Genomic DNA, 18,683 nt, shown 5'->3' with positions numbered 1-18,683 from the left:
GTGTTCTCGATCTCCGGCCGCGGCACGGTGGTGACCGGCCGCGTCGAGCGCGGCATCGTGAAGGTGGGCGAGGAAGTTGAGATCGTCGGCCTGAAGGACACCGTGAAGACGACGGTGACCGGCGTTGAGATGTTCCGCAAGCTGCTCGACTCCGGGCAGGCTGGCGACAATATCGGCGCGCTGCTGCGTGGCACGAAGCGTGAAGATGTGGAGCGTGGCCAGGTTCTGGCGGCGCCGAACAGCATCAAGCCGCACAGCAAGTTCAAGGCCGAGGCCTATGTGCTGACGAAGGAAGAGGGTGGCCGTCATACGCCGTTCTTCACCAATTACCGTCCGCAATTCTACTTCCGCACGACGGATGTGACCGGCGTGGTCACGCTGCCCGAGGGCGTGGAGATGGTGATGCCCGGTGACAACGTCTCGATGGACGTGACGCTGATCGCGCCGATCGCGATGGATGAGGGCCTGCGTTTCGCCATCCGTGAGGGTGGCCGGACTGTGGGCGCTGGCGTCGTCGCATCCATCTCCAACTGAGACTTGCATAAGCCGCAGCCATCTGTAGGGTGCGGATAAGAGTTGAGAGACCGATCCATCCTGAAGGTTCTTTGAACCATCCGGTGCCGGTCTCTTCTAGGGGCGTAGCTCAATTGGCTAGAGCGCCGGTCTCCAAAACCGGAGGTTGAGAGTTCGAGACCCTCCGCCCCTGCCACTTCCCAGGCGCCCCAGGCTACCGCCTGGGGCGCTTGCATTTTATCTGTCATAAAGGGTAACCGCCTTGGCGAAGTTCGATCCAGCGCAGTTTGTCCGTGAGGTGCGTGCCGAAACAGCGCGGGTCACCTGGCCCAGCCGCAAGGAAACCCTGGTGACGACGGGCCTGGTATTGGCGCTGTCTGCCATGGCAGCGGTATTCTTCCTCGTGGTGGATCAGTTGATCCAATTCGCGATGCGATTGGTTTTGGGTTTTTGAGTGTGAGGAGCGATCAGACGGTGGCCGACAAGAAGTGGTACGTGGTGCACGTCTATTCGGGCTTCGAAAAGAAGATTGCCGAACAGATCCGCCAGCAGGCGGCCCAGAAAGGCCTCGCCGACAAGATCGACGAAATCCTGGTGCCGACCGAGCAGGTCACCGAAGTCCGTCGCGGCCAAAAGACCGACACCGAGCGTAAATTCTTCCCCGGCTATGTGCTGGTGAAGATGCAGATGACCGATGACAGCTGGCACCTTGTGCGTGACACGCCCAAGGTCACCGGCTTCCTCGGCCCGGCCAATAAGCCCACGCCCATTTCCGAGGCCGAAGCTTTGCGTATTGTCCAGCAGGTAACCGAGGGCGCAGACAAGCCGCGCCGTCCCGCCGTGCAATACGAGGTGGGCGAGCAGATTCGTGTGGCCGATGGCCCCTTCACCAGCTTCATGGGCACTGTCGAGGAGGTGGACGAGGAAAAGGGCCGGGTACGCGTCTCGGTGAGCATTTTCGGTCGTTCCACGCCGGTCGATTTGGAATACGGCCAGGTCGAGAAGGTCTGAGGCCTTTCAATCAGCCTGTGGCGCACCATCTCGGTGGCTCAACATGCTGAAAGGAGGTGATCCAGTGTCTCATTGCCTAGTGTCCCCCAGTGTTCTCGCGGCCCTGGTCGCGGTCTCCATGGAGACAGCCCAGTAAGATCCCTGCGATGCCGCTGGGGTGCAGGTGATGTGAAGGCCCGGTGGTCATCCGCCGGGCCTTCTGCGTTTTTGTCACAGCGCGCGGGGGTTGCTGACAGCCAGCCTCTCGCGCGCCCTCTCCCGCAGCCTGGGCAGCAGGCCTGGGTCATCATCCAGCGCGCCGGCGCGAATGGCGGCGGCCAGTTCCGGCTCGGGCGCTGAATTGGCAGCACCAATGCCGCGCGCGGCAATGGCCATGGCGCTGGCCACCATGCGTGCCTCCAGCCGCGCCGATTCGGGCAGGGCGGGCAGCAGCCGCTCCAGCAGCAATGCGCGGGCAGTCTCCAGCAGGTTCTTCGGGTCAGGCTTTTCCAGCATGCAGGGCCTCCGCCTGGTTCAGCACATCCCATTCAAGTTCCGGCACCATATGGCCGGTCAGCGCCAGTTCCAGGCTCGGCTCCTGGCCTGAGAGGTGGCGCGCCGCCTGATCTGCGGCGATCACCGCCCAGCGAATGGTGGCGCCAAGCTGCCAGAAGCGCACCCGCCCCGGGTCAGGCTGCCAGCCGGCCTCGGCCGCATAGCCGCCTAGAAACGCCTCCATAGGGCCGATGCCGCCAGCCTCAAGATGATTCTGGCCAAAGCGCCAGCAGCGCGCGGTGAACCAGCCCAGATCCTCATGCGGGTCGCCCCAGGCGGCGAATTCCCAATCCAGCACGGCGGTGATGCGCCCGGCATCTTGCATGGTATTGCCGGTGCGAAAATCATTATGGCAGAGCACCGCTGGCAAGGGGGCAGGGGCCTGGCGCTCCATCATGCGCAGCCCGTATTCCAGGGCGGGGCGCGGAGTGCCGGCCTCATCCAGCCGGCCGCGCATGCGGGCGATGAAGGCGGCGGTGGCGTCTGCGGGTGGTTCGCCCAGAAAACCCAAATCCGCCCGTGGTGGGCGAATGCGATGAATGCGCGCAATCTGCCTGCCATGCTCTGCCGCCAGCGCCGCATCGCCGCCCATCGCCGCCGCCCGCTTAGCCGCGGCATGGCCCGCCGCACTGCCCGAAACCCGGCGCATGACAAAAAACGGCGCGCCAATCACGCTGCGATCCTCACAGCCAAAAAGCGGCTCAGCCACCATAACCCCGGCGGCATGGGCGGCCTGCAACAGCGCAAATTCGGCGCCGCGGCCCAAGGAAACCGCCAGGGTCGCCGCATTATCAGTGCGCAGCACCCACGTCTCAGCCACGCCGCCGCAGGTCACGCTGAGAGCAATATTCTGCTGGATGGCACCGCCCGAAAGCCGCGCATGGGTGAGAATGACCACCGGCGCCCCTGCTGCTTCCGACAGCCAAGCCGCCAGCCTCCCCATATCCATTAACGGCTCCGCCGGGTGCATGGCCGCCTCAGCCAAGATGCGGCACGCCCCAGCCGAAAAATTCCCGCCCCTCCCGCCGCAGGAAATTGGCCAGTACCATGCGATGCACCTCGGAAGCACCATCCACCAGCCGCGCCTGGCGGGCATAGCGGTACATCCACTCGATGGGCGTGTCCTTGGAATAGCCCTTGGCGCCCAGCAATTGCAGCGCAGTGTCGGCCGCCTTGTGCAGCGCATCGGCGGCGACAATCTTGGCGATGGAGATTTCCTTGCGGGCGAAATCCCCCTGGTCCAGCTTCCACGCCGCCCGCATGGTCACGAGGCGCGAGATGTCGAGTTGCATCGCAGCCTCGCCCACCAGCCCCTGCACGCTTTCCCGGTCGGCCAGCTTCTGGCCGAAGCTCTGCCGCCCCTCGATGTGTTCGAGGGCTATTTCCAGCGCCCGGCGGCCCATGCCGGTCCAGCGCATGCAATGGGTGAGGCGGGCGGGGCCCAGGCGGATTTGCGTCAGTTTCAGCCCATCGCCCACACCCATCAGGATGTCCTCATCGGGGATTTCCAGGCCGTCAAACACCAATTCGCAATGCCCGCCATGCTCCTCCGGCCCCATGATCGGGATGCGGCGGACGATGTGCCAGCCCGGGCTGTCCTTATGGAACAGAAAGGCAGTCAGGCCCTTTCGCGCATCATCGCTGGTGCGCGCCATCACGATGAAATGCGTGGCCTCACCTGCGCCGGTGATGAACCATTTGCGCCCGGTGATCCGCCAGCGATCATTCCCCACCCGCTCGGCCCGGGTATAGGTCAGGCCAGGGTCGCTGCCCGCGCCACCTGGCTCGGTCATGGCAAAGCTGGACTGGATATCGCCATCGATGATGGGCTGCAGCCAGCGGGTTTTCTGCTGCGCCGTCGCCACCTTCTCCAGCACCATCATATTGCCGTCATCGGGGGCGGCTGAATTGAACACCACGGGCCCGAAGATGGAGCGGTTCATCTCCTCATAGCAGGCCGCCATGCCGATGAAGGGAAGCTCCCCACCGCCACGCTCGCGCTTGCTCTGCAAGGCCCAGAGCCCGGCGGCCTTGGCCTCGCCCCGCAGCACGCGCAGCAGCGCCGGCGCAATATTCTCGTGCTCATCATAGCTGGCTGGGTCGGCCTCGAGCGGGATCAGCCGGTCCTGCACGAATTCGCGCACCGCCGCGCGCTTGGCATCCAGTTCAGGGGGGAGGGAGAAATCCATGGGAAACCTTCAAAGGCTGGAGATGGAATGGCCGCCATCAATCGTGATGGTGCTGCCTGTCATATGGGCCGAAGCGTCCGATGCCAGCAGCAGCAGCGGTCCCGAGAGGTCATCCGCCTGGCCCAACCGGCGCTGCGGGATGCGCCGCACCATCGCCTGGCCCGGCTCGCTGGCAAAAAATTCGGCATTGATGTCCGAGGCGATATAGCCCGGCGCGATGGCATTCACCCGGATGTTATACCGCGCCAGTTCAACCGCCATTTGCCGCGTCAGATGCAAAAGCCCCGCCTTGGCGGCGGTATAGCCGGCCACGCCTGGGATGATCCGCTCGCCGAGGACGGAGGCGATATTGATGATCGAACCGCCCTGCTTGCGCGCCGCCATGCCACGCGCGGCCTCGGTGGCCACCAAAAAGCAGCCGCGCAGATTGACCCCCATCACCGCGTCCCAATCGGCGGCGCTGTGCTGCAGCAGCGGCCTGGTTACCGCGGTGCCGGCATTGTTCACCAGAATATCGATGGGGCCCGCGGCGGCGATGCAGGCGGCGATGGAGGCCTCATCGGTCACATCCAGCGCCAGGGTGGTGGCGCCGATCTCGGCGGCGAGCGGCGCCATCGCCTCCACCCGCCGCGCCGCCATCACCACATGGGCGCCGGCACCGGCCAGAACGCGGCAAAAATGCCCGCCCAGCAGGCCCGATGCGCCGGTGACCAGCGCGGTTTTTCCCGAAAGATCGAATAATGTCTGCATGGCGACTCCCCATCTGCCAGATTGCGCGCCGCTTGGCATCACCGTCCAGGCGGGTGGCGCGGCCGCCGATGTTGGTGCAGCCTTACGGCTGACAGTCTCAAGGGAACAATCATGCGTCCGATCCGTCTTCAGGAAACATTCCGCGCCGCCTTTTACGTGCCCTTCTACGCGGCGCTGGCGCGCGGCGCCTATGCCGCGGAGGGCGTGGAGGTCACGCTGCTTGATGGTGGTGAGCCCGCCCGGGCCAAGGATGCGGTTCTAGAAGGCCGCGCCGAGGTGGCCTGGGGCGGCCCTATGCGCCTCATGCTGGCCCATGATGCCGACCCGGCATGCCCGCTGCGCGATTTCGGCGCCGCCGTGTTGGGCGACCCGTTCTTTCTCGTCGGCGCCAAGCCCAATCCCTGCTTCCGCCTGCGCGACCTGGCCACTATGCGGGTCGGCAGCGTGAGCGAGGTGCCCACCCCCTGGTGGGCCTTGCAGGAGGATATCCGCCAGGATGGCGTGGACCCTGACAGCCTGAACCGTGTCACCACCAACTCCATGGCCGAGAATTGCGCGGCGCTCGCCGCCGGCGAAATCGATGTGATCCAAATCTTCGAGCCCTATGTCTCGCAGATGGAAATGGCCGGCACCGGCCATGTCTGGCACGCTGCCGCCAGCCGCGGCCCCACCGCCTACACCACCTTCATGACCACGGCGGCGAATATGGTGGAATACGCCCCGGAATTCCGCGCCATGCTGCGCGGCCTGCAAAAAACCCAGGATTGGCTGCACGCCGCCCCGGATGCCGAGGTGGTACAAACCGTGCTGCCCTTCTTCCCCGGCATGGACCCGGTGCTGTTCGAGCGCTGCGTGGCCCGTTACCGCCCGCTGAATATCTGGGCCCGCAGCCCGGAATTCCCGGCCGAACCCTGGGAGCGGCTGGAACACGCCATGTTCACCGCCGGGGTGATCAAGCGGAAGCCCGGCTGGGCTGCCGGCGTCGATAATTCGTTGCTGGGCTGAACGCCATGGCGAAAACCATGTTCGACAAGATCTGGGACAGCCGCGTGGTGGCTGATCTCGGCGATGGCTGGTCGCTGCTCTATCTCGACCGGGTGCTGATCCATGATCTCTCGGGCGGCCGGGCCATCCGCGAGGTGCTCGATGCCGGCCATGGCGTGGCCGAGCCGAATAAGGTGTTCGCCGTGCCGGACCACGCCGTCTCCTCCCGCCCCGGACGCGACGAGACGACCTTCCCCATCGGCGAAAAACTGCTGAAATCGCTGCGCGAAACCACGGGTAAAACTGGCGTCCGGCTCTTCGATCTCGGCCGCCCCGGCCATGGCATCGTCCATGTCATGGCGCCCGAACTGGGCGTGGTGCTGCCGGGCCTGACGCTCGCCTGTGGTGACAGCCACACCTGCACCAATGGCGCCATGGGCTGCATGGCGTTTGGTATCGGCGCCAGCGAGTTGGGCCATGCGCTGGCCACGCAAACCCTGCCGCAGCGCCGGCCGCGCACCATGCGCATCCGCTTCGAGGGTGCGCGCCCACCCGGCGTCACCGCCAAGGATATGATCCTGCACGCCATCGGCCGCCTCGGCACCGCCGCGGGCACCGGCTACGCCATTGAATATGCCGGCAGCGCGGTGGAGGCGCTGGAGATCGAGGAACGCCTGACGCTGTGCAACCTCTCCATCGAGATGGGCGCGAAGATCGGCATGGTGGCACCCGATGAGAAGACCTTCGCCTATCTCCAGGGCCGTGACTTCGCGCCCAAAGCCGCGCAATGGCAGGCCGCCATCGCCGATTGGCGGGCCGTGCCCAGCGACCCTGGCGCGCGGTTTGACGTTGATCACCTGATCCGCATGGAGGACATCGCACCGCAGATCACCTGGGGCACCAGCCCCGGGCAGGTCGCGCCCATCACCGGCTTCGTGCCGGAAGGCGACGCAGCGGCGCTGTCTTATATGGGCCTGGAGCCGGGCCAAAAACTCGCCGGCACCAAGGTCGATTGGGTGTTCATCGGCAGTTGCACCAATTCCCGCCTCTCCGACCTGCGCGCCGCCGCCGATGTCATAGGCGGCCGGCATGTGGCGAAGCACGTCACCGCCTGGGTCGTGCCGGGCAGCGAGACGGTCAAGCGCGAGGCGGAGGCCGAGGGGCTGCACACCCGCTTCCTCGAAGCCGGCTTTGAATGGCGCGAGCCAGGCTGCGCGCTATGCGTCGCCGCCAATGGCGAGCAGGTGCCAGCCGGCGCCCGCTGCGTCTCCACCTCAAACCGCAATTTTGTCGGCCGGCAGGGCACGGGCGCACGCACCCATTTGGCCAGCCCCGCCATGGCGGCGGCGGCGGCACTCGCCGGCGCGCTGGTCGATGTCAGGGAGATGGTCTGATGGAAAGCTTTTCCAGCATCACCGCCACCGCGGTGCCGTTTCTGCGCCAGAATGTCGATACCGATGTGATCATCCCCATCCAGCGCCTGGTCGGCACCGGCCGCACTGGCCTTGGCCCCTATGCCTTTGAGCGGCTGCGCTATCTGGCCGATGGGTCGGATAATCCGGAATTCCCGCTCAACCAGCCGGGCTATAAGGGCAGCCAGCTTTTGTTGGCGGATGAGAATTTCGGCTGCGGTTCCTCGCGCGAGGGTGCGGTTTGGGCGCTGATGGGCATGGGGGTGCGCTGCGTCATCGCGCCCAGCTTCGGCGACATCTTCTTCGCCAATTGCTTCCAGAACGGCCTGCTGCCGGTGCGCCTGCCCATCGCGGTTATTCGGCAGATCGCCGAGGAAACCGAGGCCAGCCCCGGCAATGCCCGCACCACGGTGGACCTCGAACGCCGGGTGGTGATCACCCCCACCGGCACCGAAATCCCCTTTGAGGTGGATACCCGCAAGCGCGAGGCCATGCTGCATGGCCTGGACGACATCGCCCTGACCAAGCGCCATGCCGAGGCCATAGCCGCCTGGCGCGTGGGTGACCGCGCCGCCCGCCCCTGGGCCTGGGACAGCGTGGCCTGAGCGCCCGGTGATCGAGCATCCACACATCGAGGCGCGTGCTTCCATGTCGCCCGCTGCGGCCAAGCTGCGCCGCTCCTGCTGCTGGTGATGGACCGCGCGGCGGGGTTGCCCTTGGGAAGGCTCTGCCTTCCCAAACCTATCCGCAAAGGGCCGAGGGGCCCTTTGATCCCGATAATCGTTACCCTACGGGGTGGCCCATGGCGGCCTCATATCGCGCCCGCCAGCGCGGCAGCACGGCTGGATTGATCACCCTGGGTGGCATCCGCCCCGCTGCCAGATCGGAAAATGCCAGCGCCGCGATGCGGGTGATATTGGCCCGGCTTTGCAGCGTGACGCCGGCGGTGTGCTGGCTGGCAATCACCGCCTGATGCGCCAGCAGCGGGTGGTCCACCGGTGGGGGTTCCTGGGCCCAGACATCAAGACCAGCGCTGGCCACCTGCCCGGAATTCAGCGCATTCAGCAGCGCCGCCTCATCATGGATGGAGCCACGGGCGGTGGTGACGAAAACCACGCCGGGCTTCATCGCGGCAAAGGCATCAGCGCCGATCATGCCCCTGGTTTCCGGGGTGAGGGGGCAATGCACGCTCACCACATCAGCCTCGATCAGCAGCATTTCCAAGGGCACCTTGGTGATGCCCAGCGGGGCGAGGCTGGCTGCCTCCACATAGGGGTCGCTGGCCAGAATACGGCAGCCAAAGGCCAGTTGCAGGATCTCGGCCGTGCGCCGGCCCACATTGCCGCAGCCGATCAGCCCCACGGTCATGCCCTTGATATCGCGGCCGATCAGCGCATTGCGGTCGGCCGCCTGGCCGGCCTGCATCGCGGCATGGGCCTCGGGCATCCGCTTGAGGCAGGCCAGCATCATGCCCACCGCGTGCTCGGCCACGCCCTCGGCATTGCCGCCGGCCTGGTTCATCAGCAGCACGCCACCATCGCTGCAGGCCTGCGGGTCGCAGGTGTCGTAGCCAGCGCCATAGCTGGCGGCGACCAATAGATTGGGCAGCTTGGCCAGCAATTCGGCATGCACATGCAGGGCCTGCGGCAATTCATCACGCGCGGCCATGACGTAGTAGCCATGGCAGGAGGAGAGCGTCTGGATCATCGCCGATTCCGGCTGATCCATCGAGATCTGCACGATCTCCAGATCGGGGTCCTGGGAGGCGGTCTCCAGGAAGGCAGGATGCGGGACCCAACCAATATAGCCCACGCGAAAACGGCGACGCACCACCCTTAAACTCCCAGCTTTATGGCCTGGACTTGACCGCGCCGGCCCCGCCCGGTCAAGCCCGCAGCGCGACAGCGCCTTTCATCAAGCTACGGGCGGTGCGGAAGATCACGCCGCTCTGGGCATGCCAGCCGCCATCTTGCCGCCGCACCTCAGCCCCCACCGCCAGCATGCCAGAGGGCTGCGCCACGCGGATTTCATCGGCGCGCGGCGTGGGGCCGCAGAGCGCATGGGCCAGGCTGCCGGTGATGCGGCAGGCAACCGCCAGCGGCAGCGCGCCGGTCAGTGGCACGGCGCGGTGCACCCGCCCCATGGAGAGCATGCGCACCTGAATATCATGGCTGCCCGCCGCCAGGCTCGTGCCATCCAGCAGCCGCGCCTCGGCGGGGGGCGCCAGTATGGCGATGCGCGGCGCCGCAAGCCCCACCGCATCCGGCGTGGCACCCAGCCCCATCCGAACCCCAGCGGCGCGGCGCAGCCCATCGAGGCGCGCCATCATGCCGGGCATGGCCTCAATCGCATCGGGCAATTCGGTGCCGGTCAGGCCAAGATCGGCGGCCGCAAAGAACACGGCCGGGTTGGCCGCGTCGATCATGGTGCAGGCCAGGCCCTCGATCACATCCAGCGCCTGGCCGGTGGGCAGCAGCCCCGCGCATTGCGTGCCGCCGGGGGCGAGAAAATCCAGCCTTACCCGTGCCCCGGTGCCGGCCACACCGGCAATGGCATAATCGCCCACCACCACCGCCCGGCCATTCTTCACCGGGAAGCGGGCATGGATCAGCTTCCTGGTATTGACCTGATGGATGCGCACCAGCGCCTCACCATCCGCCACCTGTACGAGGCCCTCATCAACGGCGAAGGGACCAACGGCGGAGGAGAGATTGCCGCAATTGCCCTTCCAATCCACCACCGGTTGATCGACTGCGACCTGGGCGAAAGTATAGTCCACATCCGCCTCCGGATGGGTTGGCGGGCCGATGATCACCCCCTTGCTGAGCGAGGAAATGCCGCCCCCCATACCGTCCAATTGCCGGCCATAAGGGTCGGGCGAACCCAGCACCTCCAGCAGGATGGCATCCATCGCCGCCCGGTCCGCCGGCACGTCGGCGGCGTGAAAAAACACGCCTTTCGACGAGCCGCCCCGCATGAAAATCGCAGGGATGAAGCGCTGGCTCACGCCGCCTTCGCCGCCAGCGCCCGCCACACCTTCTCAGGCGTGACCGGCATATCGATATGGGCGATGCCCAGCGCATCACACACCGCCGAGACGATGGCCGGCGGCGCGCCGCAACTGCCGCCCTCGCCAGCGCCCTTCACGCCCAGATCATTGGAAGGGCAGGGCACCACATTCAGCCCCAGGGCAAAATCCGGCGCGTCATCGGCGCGCGGCATGCAGTAATCCTGAAAGCTGGCAGTGAGGAACTGGCCGGATTCCTGATCATACACCGCATGTTCCAGCAGCGCCTGGCCCACGCCGGACATGATGCCGCCATGGCACTGGCCATGCACCAGCATGGGGTTGATCACCACCCCCACATCATCCACCGCGGCATAGCGCGCCAGCGTCACCACGCCGGTATCGGGGTCGATCTCCACCTCGGCCACGTGGCAGCCATTGGGGAAATTGCACTCGGTGTCGCGCTTATAGATCAGTTGCTCGTCCAGCCCCGGGGTTTCGCCCTCGGGCGGGTTTTCGGCCGCAGCCACCACCGCCGTCCAATCGGTGGAGAGATCCGTGCCGGCCACGCGGAACTTCCCGCCATCGAACTCGACATCGCCGGCACCCACCTCCAGCAGATGCGCCGCGATCCGCTTGGCCTTGGTGATCACCATCTCGGCCGCACGCACAACGGCAACGCCGCCCATCTGCGAGGAGCGCGAGCCGCCCGTACCGCCGCCCGAGGGCACCACGTCACTATCGCCCTGCACCAGTCGCACGGCGGAGAAATCCACCCCCAGCCGGTCATGCAGCAACTGTGCGAAGGCCGTCTCATGCCCCTGGCCATGCGAAAAAGTGCCAACGGTGAGCGCCACCGTGCCATCCTGCTCCATCTTCACCCGGGCCCATTCCTGCGGCTGCCCGCCCGAGGCCTCGATGAAATAGCCCAGGCCACGGCCGCGCAGCTTGCCCGCGGCCCGGCTGGCGGCTGCGCGGGCGTCAAAGCCCGACCAATCCGCCAGTTCCAGCGCCTTGCCCTGGGTTTCCTCGAAATGCCCGCTATCGATCTCCACGCCCACGCAATTGGTATAGGGAATCTGCTCCTGCCGGATGTAGTTGCGGGCGCGGATCTCCTCCCGCGCGATGCCAAAATCGCCGGCACCAGCATCGAGCAGGCGCTCGATCACATAAGCCGTCTCTGGCCGCCCGGCGCCGCGATAAGCGTCTGTCGGCGTTGTGTTGGTGAAGACGCAGCGCACCTCCATATTCACATTCTGCATGTCATAGACGGTGCCGCTGATGCGCCCGCCGGCCACGGTGGGGATGCGCGGGCCGAAATCCGACAAATAGGCCCCCATGGCAGCGATGCTGCGCACCCGCATGCCCATGATTTTCGCATTGGCATCAAAGGCCATCTCGGCCTCGGTCACATGGTCACGGCCATGCGGGTCGCACATGAAGGTCTCAGTGCGCCCGGCGGTCCATTTCACCGGGCGGCCCAGCCGCTTGGCGGCCCAGAGCACCATGGCGGATTCGGGAAACAGCTTGCCACGCAGGCCAAAGCCGCCGCCCACATCGGGCGAAATCACTCGCATCTTTGCCTTGTCCACCTGGAAGATGAACTGCGCCAGGGTTTCGCGCACCCGCACCACGCCCTGGGTGGGGCTGGTCAGGGTGAAGCCGCCGGTCGCGGCATCATATTCGCCGAGCGCGACGCGCGGCTCCATTGGGTTGCCGATCAGCCGGTTCTGCACCAGCCGCACGGTGGAAATCTTGGCCGCTGCGGCGAAGGCGGCGTCCGTCTGTTCCTTGCGGCCATTGGTCCAGAGCACGCAGGTATTGGTTCCCGCCTCCTCCCAGACCAGCGGCGCCGCGGCCTCAGCGGCGGCGGCGGTATCGGTGATGCTGGGCAGAACATCGTAATCCACCTCGATCAACTCGGCCGCGTCCTGCGCCTGGGCGCGGGTTTGCGCCACCACCACGGCCACCGGGTCGCCCACGAAGCGCACATGCTCGGCCTGCAGAATTTTGCGCGGCGGCGCGAAGACGCGGGTGCCATCCTTGCCAGGCACCTCGACCATGACGGGGAAAAGCCCCAGCCCATCGGCATCCGCCTCCGCCCCGGTCAGCACCATCAGCACGCCCGGCGCAGCCTGCGCCGCCGCCAGATCGATGGAATTGATCCGGGCATTGGCGTGCGGCGAGCGCAAAATGACCATCTGCGCCTCATTCTCGCGCGAGAGATCATCGGTGTAGCTGCCGCGCCCTGTCAGCAGCCGCACATCCTCCTTGCGACGGACAGGCTGGCCCATGCCGAATTTATCCATAATGATACTCCCCTGAGATGCTGCGCGCACCCTATGGGAGCGTGGGCGGATGTGAAGAGGGAAACGCCATGCGTTTTGAATTGCCCAGCCTCCCCGGCGGCAGCGCCGGCCTGAGGGCCGAGCTGCGCGCCTTTCTGGCCGAGGCCGGGCGCGACTGGACACCAGCGGTCCGCGCCCGCTCCTGGATGGGGTTTGACCGGGAGTTCTCCCGAGAACTCGGCGCGCGCGGCTGGATCGGCATGGTCTGGCCCAAAGCCTATGGCGGGCATGAGCGCAGTGGCCTCGAACGCGTGGTGGTGCTGGAGGAATTGCTGGCGGTGGGTGCGCCCGTGGGCGCGCATTGGATTGGCGACAGGCAATCCGGCCCACTCATCCTGCGCCGCGGCACCGAGGAACAACGGCGAAAAATCCTCCCCGGCATCGCCAGCGGCAAGCTGGCCTTTTGCATCGGCCTGAGTGAGCCCGAGGCCGGCAGCGACCTGGCCGCGCTGCGCACCAAGGCCGAGAGGGTTCCGGGTGGCTGGAAGCTCAATGGCCGGAAAATCTGGACGACCAACGCCCATCTCTCGGATTGGATGATCGCGCTGGTCCGCACCTCGCCCGCGCCCGAGGGTGGCTCCCGCCATGCCGGGCTCTCCCAGTTGCTGGTGGATTTGCGCCTCAGCGGCATTTCCATCCGCCCGATTCGCGACCTGTTGGGCGAGGAAAGCTTCAACGAAGTCACCTTCGACGATGTGCTCCTGCCCGAAGACGCCCTGCTCGGCCAGGAAGGTGCCGGCTGGGCCCAGGCGACCGAGGAACTGGCCCTCGAGCGCAGCGGGCCCGAGCGCTACCTCTCCTCGCTGCCCGCCCTGACGGCGGGTGTGGATGCGCTGCGCGATGTGCCCGGCGCTGATGTGGCGGTGGGCCGGATGGTGGCGCGGCTGAACACCTTGCGCGGCATGTCGCTCTCGGTGGCCGGTATGCTGGAGGCTGGCGAGGCTCCGGCCCAGGAGGCAGCCCTGGTGAAGGATGCCGGCAATGATTTTGAACAGCGCCTGCCAGAGCAGATCCGCGCTCTGCTGGAGCCTGAAGACATGCCCGAGGATTTACGCGCGCTGCTGGCCGATCTGACGCAGCTTGCCCCCACCTTCTCGCTGCGCGGCGGCACGCGGGAAATTCTGCGCGGCATTATTGCCCGTGAACTTGGCCTGCGATGAGGGCGATCATTCTCGAGCAGGTGGACCGCCTGCTCGCCGCCCAATCCGGCGCGGCAGCGCTGCGGCGGCTGGAGGCCGGCGAATGGCCGGAAGAATTGTGGGAGGCGCTGGAGGGGCTGGGCCTGCCGCTGCTGCTGGTGCCCGAGGAACTCGGCGGCATTGGCCTGGGCTGGGCCGATGCCGCGGCGGTCTGGCAGGTGATAGGCCGCTATGCAGCGCCCGCGCCGGTGGCGGAATGCATGCTGGCCAATGGCTTGGCGGCGGCAGCGGGCATCGAGCCGCGCGGCGGGTTCTCCAGCTTTGGCCAAACCGCCCCCTTCGGCCGTTTCGCCGCCCAATTGCTGCTGGAACCTGCCCCGGGACGGCTGGCGCTGCATGCCCCCGGCGCCGCCACACCGGGCCAGAACATCGCCCGCGAGCCGCGCGACGCCATGACCCCTGGCCCCCTGCTGGCCGAGGGCGCGCTGCCCAATAGCCACGGCCCCCGCGCGCTGCGCCTGGGCCATGCCCTGCTGCGTGCAGCCTTGATTGCGGGGGCTGTGGAGCACGCCCTGGCCCTGGCGGTGGATTGGGCCAATACGCGAAAACAATTCGGCCGCGCCCTGGCAAAATTTCAGGCGATTCAGCAGCAATTGGCCGTGGTGGCCTCCGAGGCCGCGGCCGTCTCGGTGGCCGTGTCCGCCGCCGCCCGCGCGGTGGATTCGCGGGGGCTGGAAGGTGCTTCGTTTGAAATCGCCTGTGCAAAAGTGGTGGCGGGCGAGGCGGCGCAGACCACTGCGGCCACCGTCCACCAGGTCTTCGCCGCCATTGGCATCACCGAGGATCACGAATTGCACCACACCACCCGCCGGCTCTGGAGCTGGCGCGACGAGGGCGGCAGTGAACGCGCCTGGGCCGGCGAAATCGGCCGCAACACCCTGGCACAGGGCGGCGCCGCCCTGTGGCCCGATATCACCGCGAGGGACATTTCATGAGCTTCATCACCTACGAACAAGCGGGCAGCATTGTCACGCTCACCCTGAACGCGCCGCAAAAGCGCAATGCCATCGGCACGCGGGAGGATTGCGAGGCGGTGGTCGATGCCTGCCGCCGGATCGAGCGTGATGACAGCGTGCGCTGCGTGATTCTGACCGGCGCCGACCCCGCCTTCTGCGCGGGTGGTGACCTGAAGGCCATGCGCGACAAGACCGGCATGATGGCCGGCCACGGCCCCGCCGCCATGCGGGAGAATTATCGCCGCGGCATCCAGACCATTCCCCTCGCCCTTTATGAGCTGAATGTGCCGACCATCGCCGCAGTCAATGGACCGGCTATCGGCGCGGGACTCGACCTCGCCTGCATGTGCGACATGCGCGTGGCCTCGGAACGGGCGGTCTTCGCCGAAAGCTTCGTGCGCGTGGGCATCGTGCCCGGCGATGGCGGCGCCTGGCTGTTGCCGCGCATCGTCGGCAATGCGGTGGCCGCCGAGATGAGTTTCACCGGCGACCCGCTGAATGCCGAGCAGGCGAAATCGGTCGGCCTCGTCTCCCAGGTGGTGCCGCATGAAAACCTGCTGGCCGCCGCCCAGGCCCTGGCCGCGCGGGTGGCGAAAAACCCGCCCGGCGTGCTGCGCATGACCAAGCGCCTGCTGCGTGAGGGCCAGCACGCCTCGCTGGCCACGCTGCTGGAAATGAGCGCCGCCTTCCAGGCCATCGCGCATGAGACGGAAGACCACCGCGAGGCGGTCTCCGCCATGCTGGAAAAGCGCGACCCCCACTTCACCGGGCGATGAGCGACCCGGTTCCCGCCATCCGCGAGGCCGATGCCACGGGCGCAGTGGCGGCGATCTTTGCCGATATCCGCGCCGTTTTCGGCGTGGGGGTGGTGAATTTGATCTGGCGGCACCTCGCGGTGTTTCCGGGCGGTTTGGAATGGGCCTGGGGCAGCCTGCGCCCGCTCTATGCCGAGGGCCATATGCCAGCCACCGCCGCCCGGCTGCGCGCCCGCCTGGCCCTGCCGAGGCTACCGGAAATCCCCCCGGAAGCACTGCAGGCGGCGGGCGTGCCGGCCGAGGCTCTCGGGCCGATCCACGCCATTCTCGCCGCCTATGACCGCACCAACCCCATGGCGCTGGTGGCGCTGACCTTGCTGCAGGAAGCCGCCAAACCCGGCTTTACCCCCGGCCCCCTGCCCAAACCAATGGCCCATGACATGGCCGAGGCTCTGCCCCTGCCACCCTTGCCGGACCTCTCTGCCCTGGCCCCTTCAACCGCCGCATTGGTGCTCCGCCTCAACGCCATCGGTGCCGGCGAGGCACCCATATTGGCCAGCATGTACCGCCATCTGGGCTATTGGCCCGGCTATCTTGCCCTGGCCTGGGCGGTGCTGGCGCCTTTGGATGCACGGGGGATCATCGCTGCCGGTCAGGCCGCGGCGCGGGAGGAGGCTGCCAGCCTGGGCAGCCTATTGCCGCCCCAAATGTCGCCGCCACCGCCTGGCGTGCTGCCGGCGCTGGAGGCCTTCACCTCCGACGCCATCGGCCGCATGGTGCCGCTTTGCGCTATCCTGCGCCGGGTCAGCCCCGGCCTTCAAACGGCATATGCGTCGCCTTGATCGTCATGGTCAGCACATTCGCCGAGAGGTCGAGGCTGTCCATATAGACCACGGCCTTGGCCACATTCTCCACATCCATGGTCGGCTCAACCTTCATGGTGCCATCGGGCTGCTTCACGCCCTTTTGCATCCGCGCCGTCATCGGCGTGGCGGCATTGCCGATATCGATCTGCCCGGCGCAAATATCGTATTTCCGGCCATCAAGCATGATGCTCTTGGTCAGCCCCGTGATGGCGTGCTTGGTCGAGGTATAGGGCGCGCTATCGGGCCGCGGCGTATGCGCCGAGATGCTGCCATTATTGATGATGCGCCCGCCCCGTGGCGTCTGGTTCTTCATGATGCGGAAGGCCGCCTGGGCGCACAGAAAACTGCCGGTGAGGTTCACCGCCACCACCTGCAGCCATTTCTCCACCGGCAGATCCTCGAACAAATAGCCCTGCACGCCCATGCCGGCATTGTTGAACAGCAAATCCAACCGGCCCCATTTCTGCACCACGGCGGCAAACAGGGCATTGACCGCATCGGGGTCTGACACATCGGTCGCCACCGGCAGCGCATGGGCGGCATTGGCGCCGGCCAGGGCGGCGGTCTCCTCCAATTCGGAAAGGCGGCGGCCGGCCAGGGCCACCCCATAGCCTGCGGCCAGCAGGCCCAGCGCGGTGGCGCGACCGATACCGGCGCTCGCGCCAGTGACAACAGCGATCTTCATGGATCTTTCCCTCACATTTCTGCTCCCAGATTGCGTCGCTCCCGCGCGGCCCGCAATCTGGGGACAGCAAAATTGGAGAAACAGCCATGTTCACCTGCGCCCCGGCCCTCGACGTCACCGGCACCCCCAAATGGCGCGCGCCGGAGGGCGCCTGCGATTCGCATTTCCACATCTTCGGCCCCTATGACCGCTACCCGCTGGACCCCCGCCGCCCCTACACCCCGCCGCCCGCCACCATCCCGCATTATCGCTCCATGGCGGAAAAGCTGGGGCTCACCCGCGCCATAGTGGTGCAGGCCAGCGTCTATGGCACCGACAATGCGGTGACGCTGGATGCCGTGGCCGAATTCGGCCTGGACCATGCCCGCGCCGTGGTGGTGGTGGATGAGGCGGCCGATCTGGCCGCCATGCATGCCGCCGGTGCCCGCGGCGTGCGCTTCAACGCCGTCAGCGGCAATGGCACGCCCCTGGAGCAATTGGACGCGCTGGCCCGGCGCATCGCCCCCTTTGGCTGGCATATCCAGATCTATTCGAAGGGGGCGGCGATGGTCGAACTCGCCCCCCGCTTGGCCGCGCTGCCGGTGCCGATCGTGCTCGACCATATGGCCGGCGCGCCAGCGGCCGAGGGCCCGGATGGCCCGGTGGTGGAGGCCGCTCTCCGCCTGCTGGAAACCGGACGGGCCTGGGTCAAGCTCTCGGGCTACCGTTCCAGCACCGCACCCTGGACCGATTTGCCCGCCCTGGCGGCGCGCTATATCGCCGCCGTGCCCGAGCGCTGCGTCTGGGGCACCGACTGGCCGCACACCCAAATCCCTGACGCGCTGGATATGCTGGATGACGCCATGCTGCTGGATTGGTTCGCCGATTGGGCGCCCGACCTGGCCACGCGGCAGAGAATTTTGGTGGATAATCCGGGCCTTCTCTATTTCCGCGACTGAATCTCGCCCAAGCCCTCTGGAAAGCCGACACCATTGGTCCTATTTCACCTCCATTGGGTGAAGGAATAGGCCGTGTTGCGGCTTTCAAAGCTGACGGATTATGCGGTGGTGGTGCTGGCGGGGCTGGAACGCGCCGCCGGACAGGAGCGCGTGGTGGCGGTGCCGGAACTGGCGCTGACATCCGGCCTCGCCGAGCCCACTGTCGCCAAGGTGCTGAAAATCCTTGGCCAGGCCGGGTTGGTCGAAGGCCTGCGCGGCGCCCGGGGAGGCTATCGCCTGGGGCGTCCACTTACCGAAATCCCGCTCGCCGAGGTCATCGTCGCCTTTGATGGCCCCATCGCGCTGACGGCATGCGTCGATGGCGCCATGGGTGGCTGCGAGGCCGAGGCGATGTGCCCCGTCCGTGGCCGATGGGACCCGGTGAATCGTGCCATCCGCGATGCCCTTGCCCATGTCACCGTGGCGGACCTCGCCGGCGCAAACCACGCCCGCCGCGCCCCCGCACTCGCCCTGAACGCCTGAGAGACACATAGAAA

The 18,683-nt window shown here is 66.7% G+C and carries 20 protein-coding genes and 1 tRNA gene; 13 read left to right on the top strand and 8 right to left on the bottom strand.

The genetic code is table 11. The features are described from left to right. The 4 genes from ABWP84_RS05015 to nusG form a co-directional block, all read left to right on the top strand. Positions 1 to 534 (top strand): EF-Tu/IF-2/RF-3 family GTPase (locus tag ABWP84_RS05015; RefSeq protein ID WP_353210899.1); only part of this gene is annotated, 534 nt, incomplete at its 5' end. A 98-nt stretch (positions 535 to 632) separates the two neighbouring features. Beyond that, positions 633 to 709: transfer RNA gene (locus ABWP84_RS05010), tRNA-Trp, on the top strand. Between the two features lie 66 nt (positions 710 to 775). Beyond that, the gene (gene secE, locus ABWP84_RS05005; RefSeq protein ID WP_353210898.1) at positions 776 to 967 is read left to right on the top strand and encodes a preprotein translocase subunit SecE; all 192 of its coding nucleotides are present in this window, start codon (positions 776 to 778) and stop codon (positions 965 to 967) included. Between the two features lie 20 nt (positions 968 to 987). Next, the gene (gene nusG / locus ABWP84_RS05000) at positions 988 to 1,524 is read left to right on the top strand and encodes a transcription termination/antitermination protein NusG (protein WP_353210897.1); all 537 of its coding nucleotides are present in this window, start codon (positions 988 to 990) and stop codon (positions 1,522 to 1,524) included. A 210-nt stretch (positions 1,525 to 1,734) separates the two neighbouring features. Here the strand turns inward: nusG and ABWP84_RS04995 are convergent, their stop codons facing one another. Genes ABWP84_RS04995 through ABWP84_RS04980 form a run of 4 tightly spaced genes read right to left on the bottom strand, consistent with a single transcriptional unit; the run spans position 1,735 to position 4,997 of the window. Beyond that, positions 1,735 to 2,019, bottom strand: coding sequence for a DUF6285 domain-containing protein (locus ABWP84_RS04995; protein WP_353210896.1), 285 nt, complete (start codon positions 2,017 to 2,019; stop codon positions 1,735 to 1,737). Next, positions 2,003 to 3,007 (bottom strand): phosphotransferase family protein, encoded by a 1,005-nt coding sequence (locus ABWP84_RS04990; RefSeq protein WP_353210895.1) that lies wholly within the window; start codon positions 3,005 to 3,007, stop codon positions 2,003 to 2,005. The genes ABWP84_RS04995 and ABWP84_RS04990 overlap by 17 nt, the downstream gene beginning before the upstream one ends. 28 nt (positions 3,008 to 3,035) lie before the next feature. Next, a complete protein-coding gene (locus tag ABWP84_RS04985; protein ID WP_353210894.1) occupies positions 3,036 to 4,247 on the bottom strand; it encodes an acyl-CoA dehydrogenase family protein in 1,212 nt (403 codons plus the stop codon). A gap of 9 nt (positions 4,248 to 4,256) precedes the next feature. Continuing rightward, on the bottom strand, positions 4,257 to 4,997 hold the full coding sequence (locus ABWP84_RS04980) for an SDR family oxidoreductase (protein WP_353210893.1): 741 nt from the start codon (positions 4,995 to 4,997) through the stop codon (positions 4,257 to 4,259). Between the two features lie 111 nt (positions 4,998 to 5,108). Here ABWP84_RS04980 and ABWP84_RS04975 point away from each other — a divergent pair, with 111 nt between their 5' ends. Genes ABWP84_RS04975 through leuD form a run of 3 tightly spaced genes read left to right on the top strand, consistent with a single transcriptional unit; the run spans position 5,109 to position 7,998 of the window. Further along, positions 5,109 to 6,002, top strand: a complete 894-nt coding sequence (locus tag ABWP84_RS04975; RefSeq protein ID WP_353210892.1) for an ABC transporter substrate-binding protein — start codon at positions 5,109 to 5,111, stop codon at positions 6,000 to 6,002. Between the two features lie 17 nt (positions 6,003 to 6,019). Further along, positions 6,020 to 7,375, top strand: coding sequence for a 3-isopropylmalate dehydratase large subunit (locus tag ABWP84_RS04970; RefSeq protein ID WP_353210891.1), 1,356 nt, complete (start codon positions 6,020 to 6,022; stop codon positions 7,373 to 7,375). Continuing rightward, a complete protein-coding gene (gene leuD, locus ABWP84_RS04965; protein WP_353210890.1) occupies positions 7,375 to 7,998 on the top strand; it encodes a 3-isopropylmalate dehydratase small subunit in 624 nt (207 codons plus the stop codon). Before ABWP84_RS04970 ends, leuD begins: the two co-directional genes overlap by 1 nt. A gap of 178 nt (positions 7,999 to 8,176) precedes the next feature. Here the strand turns inward: leuD and ABWP84_RS04960 are convergent, their stop codons facing one another. The 3 genes from ABWP84_RS04960 to ABWP84_RS04950 are packed head-to-tail and all read right to left on the bottom strand — an operon-like array spanning position 8,177 to position 12,709. After that, entirely contained in the window at positions 8,177 to 9,223 is a 1,047-nt protein-coding gene (locus ABWP84_RS04960; protein WP_353210889.1) for an NAD(P)-dependent oxidoreductase, read from the bottom strand. A gap of 55 nt (positions 9,224 to 9,278) precedes the next feature. After that, entirely contained in the window at positions 9,279 to 10,400 is a 1,122-nt protein-coding gene (locus ABWP84_RS04955) for a PrpF domain-containing protein (protein WP_353210888.1), read from the bottom strand. Continuing rightward, positions 10,397 to 12,709, bottom strand: a complete 2,313-nt coding sequence (locus ABWP84_RS04950; protein WP_353210887.1) for a xanthine dehydrogenase family protein molybdopterin-binding subunit — start codon at positions 12,707 to 12,709, stop codon at positions 10,397 to 10,399. The genes ABWP84_RS04955 and ABWP84_RS04950 overlap by 4 nt, the downstream gene beginning before the upstream one ends. A 68-nt stretch (positions 12,710 to 12,777) precedes the next feature. Here ABWP84_RS04950 and ABWP84_RS04945 point away from each other — a divergent pair, with 68 nt between their 5' ends. Genes ABWP84_RS04945 through ABWP84_RS04930 form a run of 4 tightly spaced genes read left to right on the top strand, consistent with a single transcriptional unit; the run spans position 12,778 to position 16,500 of the window. Beyond that, positions 12,778 to 13,908: an acyl-CoA dehydrogenase family protein gene (locus ABWP84_RS04945; RefSeq protein WP_353210886.1), complete on the top strand. Its 1,131-nt coding sequence runs from the start codon at positions 12,778 to 12,780 to the stop codon at positions 13,906 to 13,908. After that, positions 13,905 to 14,882 (top strand): acyl-CoA dehydrogenase family protein, encoded by a 978-nt coding sequence (locus tag ABWP84_RS04940; RefSeq protein ID WP_353210885.1) that lies wholly within the window; start codon positions 13,905 to 13,907, stop codon positions 14,880 to 14,882. The genes ABWP84_RS04945 and ABWP84_RS04940 overlap by 4 nt, the downstream gene beginning before the upstream one ends. Beyond that, positions 14,879 to 15,679 (top strand): crotonase/enoyl-CoA hydratase family protein, encoded by an 801-nt coding sequence (locus tag ABWP84_RS04935; RefSeq protein WP_353210884.1) that lies wholly within the window; start codon positions 14,879 to 14,881, stop codon positions 15,677 to 15,679. Before ABWP84_RS04940 ends, ABWP84_RS04935 begins: the two co-directional genes overlap by 4 nt. Next, positions 15,676 to 16,500, top strand: coding sequence for a hypothetical protein (locus tag ABWP84_RS04930; RefSeq protein WP_353210883.1), 825 nt, complete (start codon positions 15,676 to 15,678; stop codon positions 16,498 to 16,500). Before ABWP84_RS04935 ends, ABWP84_RS04930 begins: the two co-directional genes overlap by 4 nt. Here ABWP84_RS04930 and ABWP84_RS04925 read toward each other — a convergent pair. Continuing rightward, positions 16,463 to 17,209: an SDR family oxidoreductase gene (locus ABWP84_RS04925; RefSeq protein ID WP_353210882.1), complete on the bottom strand. Its 747-nt coding sequence runs from the start codon at positions 17,207 to 17,209 to the stop codon at positions 16,463 to 16,465. The two genes, ABWP84_RS04930 and ABWP84_RS04925, sit on opposite strands and share 38 nt — an antisense overlap. A gap of 86 nt (positions 17,210 to 17,295) precedes the next feature. Here ABWP84_RS04925 and ABWP84_RS04920 point away from each other — a divergent pair, with 86 nt between their 5' ends. Both ABWP84_RS04920 and ABWP84_RS04915 read left to right on the top strand, forming a co-directional pair. Next, positions 17,296 to 18,147: an amidohydrolase family protein gene (locus ABWP84_RS04920; RefSeq protein ID WP_353210881.1), complete on the top strand. Its 852-nt coding sequence runs from the start codon at positions 17,296 to 17,298 to the stop codon at positions 18,145 to 18,147. Positions 18,148 to 18,219: 72 nt separating this feature from the next. After that, complete coding sequence (locus ABWP84_RS04915; protein ID WP_353210880.1) at positions 18,220 to 18,669, top strand: SUF system Fe-S cluster assembly regulator; 450 nt, start codon at positions 18,220 to 18,222, stop codon at positions 18,667 to 18,669. Positions 18,670 to 18,683 lie beyond the last annotated feature (14 nt).

It is taken from the genome of Rhodovarius sp., assembly GCF_040399605.1.
In the GTDB taxonomy this organism is placed as follows: domain Bacteria; phylum Pseudomonadota; class Alphaproteobacteria; order Acetobacterales; family Acetobacteraceae; genus Rhodovarius; species Rhodovarius crocodyli_A.
This window is presented reverse-complemented; position numbering and strand designations above follow the sequence as displayed.

Excerpts from the sequence above, each read along its gene's own strand:
- ABWP84_RS04995 (WP_353210896.1), bottom strand. The coding sequence starts at position 2,019 with ATGCTGGAAAAGCCTGACCCGAAGAACCTGCTGGAGACTGCCCGCGCA.
- ABWP84_RS04990 (WP_353210895.1), bottom strand. The coding sequence starts at position 3,007 with ATGGATATGGGGAGGCTGGCGGCTTGGCTGTCGGAAGCAGCAGGGGCG.
- ABWP84_RS04985 (WP_353210894.1), bottom strand. The coding sequence starts at position 4,247 with ATGGATTTCTCCCTCCCCCCTGAACTGGATGCCAAGCGCGCGGCGGTG.
- ABWP84_RS04980 (WP_353210893.1), bottom strand. The coding sequence starts at position 4,997 with ATGCAGACATTATTCGATCTTTCGGGAAAAACCGCGCTGGTCACCGGC.
- ABWP84_RS04975 (WP_353210892.1), top strand. The coding sequence starts at position 5,109 with ATGCGTCCGATCCGTCTTCAGGAAACATTCCGCGCCGCCTTTTACGTG.
- ABWP84_RS04970 (WP_353210891.1), top strand. The coding sequence starts at position 6,020 with ATGTTCGACAAGATCTGGGACAGCCGCGTGGTGGCTGATCTCGGCGAT.
- leuD (WP_353210890.1), top strand. The coding sequence starts at position 7,375 with ATGGAAAGCTTTTCCAGCATCACCGCCACCGCGGTGCCGTTTCTGCGC.
- ABWP84_RS04950 (WP_353210887.1), bottom strand. The coding sequence starts at position 12,709 with ATGGATAAATTCGGCATGGGCCAGCCTGTCCGTCGCAAGGAGGATGTG.
- ABWP84_RS04945 (WP_353210886.1), top strand. The coding sequence starts at position 12,778 with ATGCGTTTTGAATTGCCCAGCCTCCCCGGCGGCAGCGCCGGCCTGAGG.
- ABWP84_RS04940 (WP_353210885.1), top strand. The coding sequence starts at position 13,905 with ATGAGGGCGATCATTCTCGAGCAGGTGGACCGCCTGCTCGCCGCCCAA.
- ABWP84_RS04935 (WP_353210884.1), top strand. The coding sequence starts at position 14,879 with ATGAGCTTCATCACCTACGAACAAGCGGGCAGCATTGTCACGCTCACC.
- ABWP84_RS04930 (WP_353210883.1), top strand. The coding sequence starts at position 15,676 with ATGAGCGACCCGGTTCCCGCCATCCGCGAGGCCGATGCCACGGGCGCA.
- ABWP84_RS04925 (WP_353210882.1), bottom strand. The coding sequence starts at position 17,209 with ATGAAGATCGCTGTTGTCACTGGCGCGAGCGCCGGTATCGGTCGCGCC.
- ABWP84_RS04920 (WP_353210881.1), top strand. The coding sequence starts at position 17,296 with ATGTTCACCTGCGCCCCGGCCCTCGACGTCACCGGCACCCCCAAATGG.